Raw genomic sequence first — 3,239 nt, 5'->3', positions numbered from 1 at the left:
AGTGTATATAATTTCGGCTCCATTTCACCAATGCCGGCATAGCTCAGTTGGCTAGAGCAATTGATTTGTAATCAATAGGCCCGGGGTTCAAATCCTCGTGCCGGCACCATTGAATGAAATCGGAAACGCATTACATTTATCAGTGTTAGACCAGATTATGGCCGTGGTGAGATACTCAAGTGGCCAACGAGGGCAGACTGTAAATCTGCTGATTTTTATCTTCGAAGGTTCGAATCCTTCTCTCACCACCATCTGCGGGAATAGCTCAGTTGGCTAGAGCGTCAGCCTTCCAAGCTGAATGTCGCGAGTTCGAGTCTCGTTTCCCGCTCCACTGGGAGCTGAAGTATACATTTCATAATTACTACTTCATCATTACCTTAAAACGTAAAATAGTTTTTAAGCTTCCAAAAATACATTTTTATCATTATTTTATGCTCACGTGGCTCAGGGGTAGAGCACTTCCTTGGTAAGGAAGAGGTCGGCGGTTCAAATCCGCTCGTGAGCTCCAGTAATAATATTGTAATATTTTTTGAAAGCTTGAAAGCTATTTCAGCTGTTTTTTGGTATAATTCCAAATTCATTTACACATTCAGTCGGAGGACACTATGGCAAAAGAGAAATTTGAACGTACAAAACCACATTGTAACATCGGTACAATCGGTCACGTCGACCACGGTAAAACTACGTTGACTGCAGCAATTACAGCTGTACTTGCGGTAACAAACGGCGCAAAAATGATGGATTACGATGCAATCGATAATGCACCAGAAGAGCGTGAGCGCGGTATTACGATCGCTACTTCACACGTTGAGTACGAAACAAACAACCGTCACTATGCACACGTTGACTGTCCTGGACACGCCGACTATGTTAAAAACATGATTACGGGTGCTGCTCAAATGGACGGCGCTATTCTTGTTGTTTCTGCAGCGGATGGCCCAATGCCACAAACACGTGAGCATATCCTTCTTTCTAAACAAGTCGGTGTTCCGTACATCGTTGTTTTCATGAACAAAGAAGATATGGTTGATGACGAAGAGCTTCTTGAACTCGTTGAGATGGAAATTCGTGAACTTCTTGATATGTACGATTTCCCGGGTGACGATACTCCAATCGTAGCCGGTTCAGCTCTTCGTGCACTTGAAGAAGCAAAAACTGGTGTTCTTGGTGAGTGGTCAGCAAAAATCCAAAAGCTTATGGCTGAGGTAGATGCTTATATTCCACAACCACAACGTGAAACTGATAAAGATTTCTTGATGCCGGTAGAGGACGTTTTCTCTATCTCTGGTCGTGGAACTGTTGTTACTGGTCGTATTGAACGTGGTACAATCAAAATCGGTGAAACTATCGAGATCGTTGGTATCCGTGACACTCAAACAACAACTGTAACAGGTGTTGAGATGTTCCGTAAAGAGATGGAAATGGGTGAAGCGGGTGACAACTGTGGTCTTCTTCTCCGTGGTACTAAGAAAGAAGATGTTGAGCGTGGACAAGTTCTTTGTAAACCAAAATCAATCACTCCTCACACAAAATTTGAGGCAGAGATTTATGTATTGAGCAAAGAAGAGGGTGGACGTCATACTCCATTCTTCAACGGTTACCGCCCACAATTCTACGTTCGTACAACAGACTGTACAGGTGCTATCACCTTGCAAGAAGGTACTGAAATGGTTATGCCTGGTGATAACGTGAAAATCAATGCTGAATTGATTCACCCGATCGCTATGGAAGAGGGTACTCGTTTTGCTATCCGTGAAGGCGGACGTACTGTCGGCGCTGGGGTTGTTTCTAAAATCCTTGCATAATTTTCCCCAACCCTTGAGGTTGGATTCATAAGGTAAAACATGCGTGAAAATATCCATTTAGCGTGTGAAAAGTGCACACGTCGCAACTATCACACTACTAAAAACAAAAAAACTCATACTGAAAAATTTTCAGTACGTAAGTTTTGTAAATTTTGTCGTGAGCACACGATTCATAAAGAAGCAAAACTTTAAGTTGTTTCCCTTCGGGGATTCTTAATAATTATAGGTCAGTAGTTCCAATGGTAGAGCGCCGGATTCCAAATCCGATTGTTGGGGGTTCGAATCCCTCCTGGCCTGCCACCCATCTTCAACTAATGATGCTTACGGGCTTTATTCGTTGGAAATGTCCTGAGGATGAAATAGATGAAAAACACATTAAGTCAAACCATTCATAATGCGAAAATGGAACTTGCAAAAGTTATTTTCCCGACTAAACCCCAAGTGAAACAAGCATTTATTGCTGTTATCGCCGTGGTTACGTTTGTGGTATTGTTTTTAGCGTTGGTAGATTTTATCATGTCTTCAACTGTTTCGGCAATTTTGAGTTAAGGAAAATACATGGCACATCGTTGGTACTCGATTCAAACGTATGCAGGTAGCGAGCGCAGTGTTAAAGCCGCTATCGAAAATATCATTGCTGAAAATCATCTTGAAGAGGTCATTACGGAAGTAATCGTTCCGACTGAAGATGTTATTGAAGTCAAAAACGGCAAAAAGAAAATTACGGAACGTTCATTGTATTCAGGGTATGTATTCGCGAATATGGATCTCTCTATTGATCTTCAGCACCGTATCCAATCGCTTCCGCGTGTAGCAGGATTCATCGGTGAATCCAATAAGCCGACTCCACTTAGTGAGAATGACATCGCAGTTATCTTGGATCGTGTTACGAATCGCTCCGCTCCGAAACCGAAAGTATTCTTCGACAACGGTGAGATGGTTCGTATCGTAGACGGTCCGTTCGCGAACTTTACCGGAACTGTGGATGAGTATGACCTCGAACACGGTACGTTGAAACTCAATGTCTCTATCTTCGGACGTAGTACTCCGGTTGATATTTCGTACACTCAAGTCGAAAAAATAATTTAATCTCAAAAAAAGGAAGCACAAATGGCAAAGAAAATTACGGGCTACATCAAGTTGCAAGTACAAGCCGGCGCTGCTAATCCAGCCCCTCCGGTTGGACCAGCACTCGGTCAACGTGGTGTTAACATCATGGAATTTTGTAAGGCGTTCAACGAGCGTACAAAAGATAAGGCAGGTTTTAAACTCCCTGTTGTTATTACGGTATATGCGGACAAAACGTTTTCATTCATCACAAAACAGCCTCCGGCATCTGCTCTCATCATGAAAGCTGCTGGTCTTAAAAAAGGGACTGATAATCCGATGAAAAACAAAGTGGGTAAAATCACTAAAGCTCAATTGATGGAAATC

The 3,239-nt window shown here is 42.6% G+C and carries 5 protein-coding genes and 5 tRNA genes; all 10 read left to right on the top strand.

What is annotated here, in order from left to right; translation table 11 throughout:
* Window positions 1-32: 32 nt before the first annotated feature.
* Window positions 33-109: transfer RNA gene (locus A2517_RS03530), tRNA-Thr, on the top strand.
* 56 nt (window positions 110-165) lie between these two features.
* Window positions 166-251, top strand: a tRNA-Tyr gene (locus A2517_RS03525).
* A gap of 3 nt (window positions 252-254) precedes the next feature.
* Window positions 255-331: transfer RNA gene (locus A2517_RS03520), tRNA-Gly, on the top strand.
* Between the two features lie 102 nt (window positions 332-433).
* A tRNA-Thr gene (locus A2517_RS03515) sits at window positions 434-508 on the top strand.
* Window positions 509-605: 97 nt separating this feature from the next.
* Entirely contained in the window at window positions 606-1,805 is a 1,200-nt protein-coding gene (tuf, locus tag A2517_RS03510; protein WP_294894182.1) for an elongation factor Tu, read from the top strand.
* A 39-nt stretch (window positions 1,806-1,844) separates the two neighbouring features.
* Window positions 1,845-1,997, top strand: a complete 153-nt coding sequence (gene rpmG / locus A2517_RS03505; protein WP_294894180.1) for a 50S ribosomal protein L33 — start codon at window positions 1,845-1,847, stop codon at window positions 1,995-1,997.
* 32 nt (window positions 1,998-2,029) lie between these two features.
* Window positions 2,030-2,105: transfer RNA gene (locus A2517_RS03500), tRNA-Trp, on the top strand.
* 63 nt (window positions 2,106-2,168) lie between these two features.
* Window positions 2,169-2,354, top strand: a complete 186-nt coding sequence (gene secE, locus A2517_RS03495; RefSeq protein ID WP_013461133.1) for a preprotein translocase subunit SecE — start codon at window positions 2,169-2,171, stop codon at window positions 2,352-2,354.
* Between the two features lie 9 nt (window positions 2,355-2,363).
* Window positions 2,364-2,894, top strand: coding sequence for a transcription termination/antitermination protein NusG (nusG, locus tag A2517_RS03490; protein WP_294894178.1), 531 nt, complete (start codon window positions 2,364-2,366; stop codon window positions 2,892-2,894).
* Window positions 2,895-2,915: 21 nt separating this feature from the next.
* The coding region (gene rplK / locus A2517_RS03485; protein ID WP_294894176.1) for a 50S ribosomal protein L11 at window positions 2,916-3,239 on the top strand (324 nt) is incomplete at its 3' end.

Source organism: Sulfuricurvum sp. RIFOXYD12_FULL_44_77, assembly GCF_001830725.1.
Classification (GTDB): domain Bacteria; phylum Campylobacterota; class Campylobacteria; order Campylobacterales; family Sulfurimonadaceae; genus Sulfuricurvum; species Sulfuricurvum kujiense_A.
The sequence above is the reverse complement of the archived record's forward strand: the minus strand, read 5'-3'. Positions and strand labels throughout refer to the sequence as shown.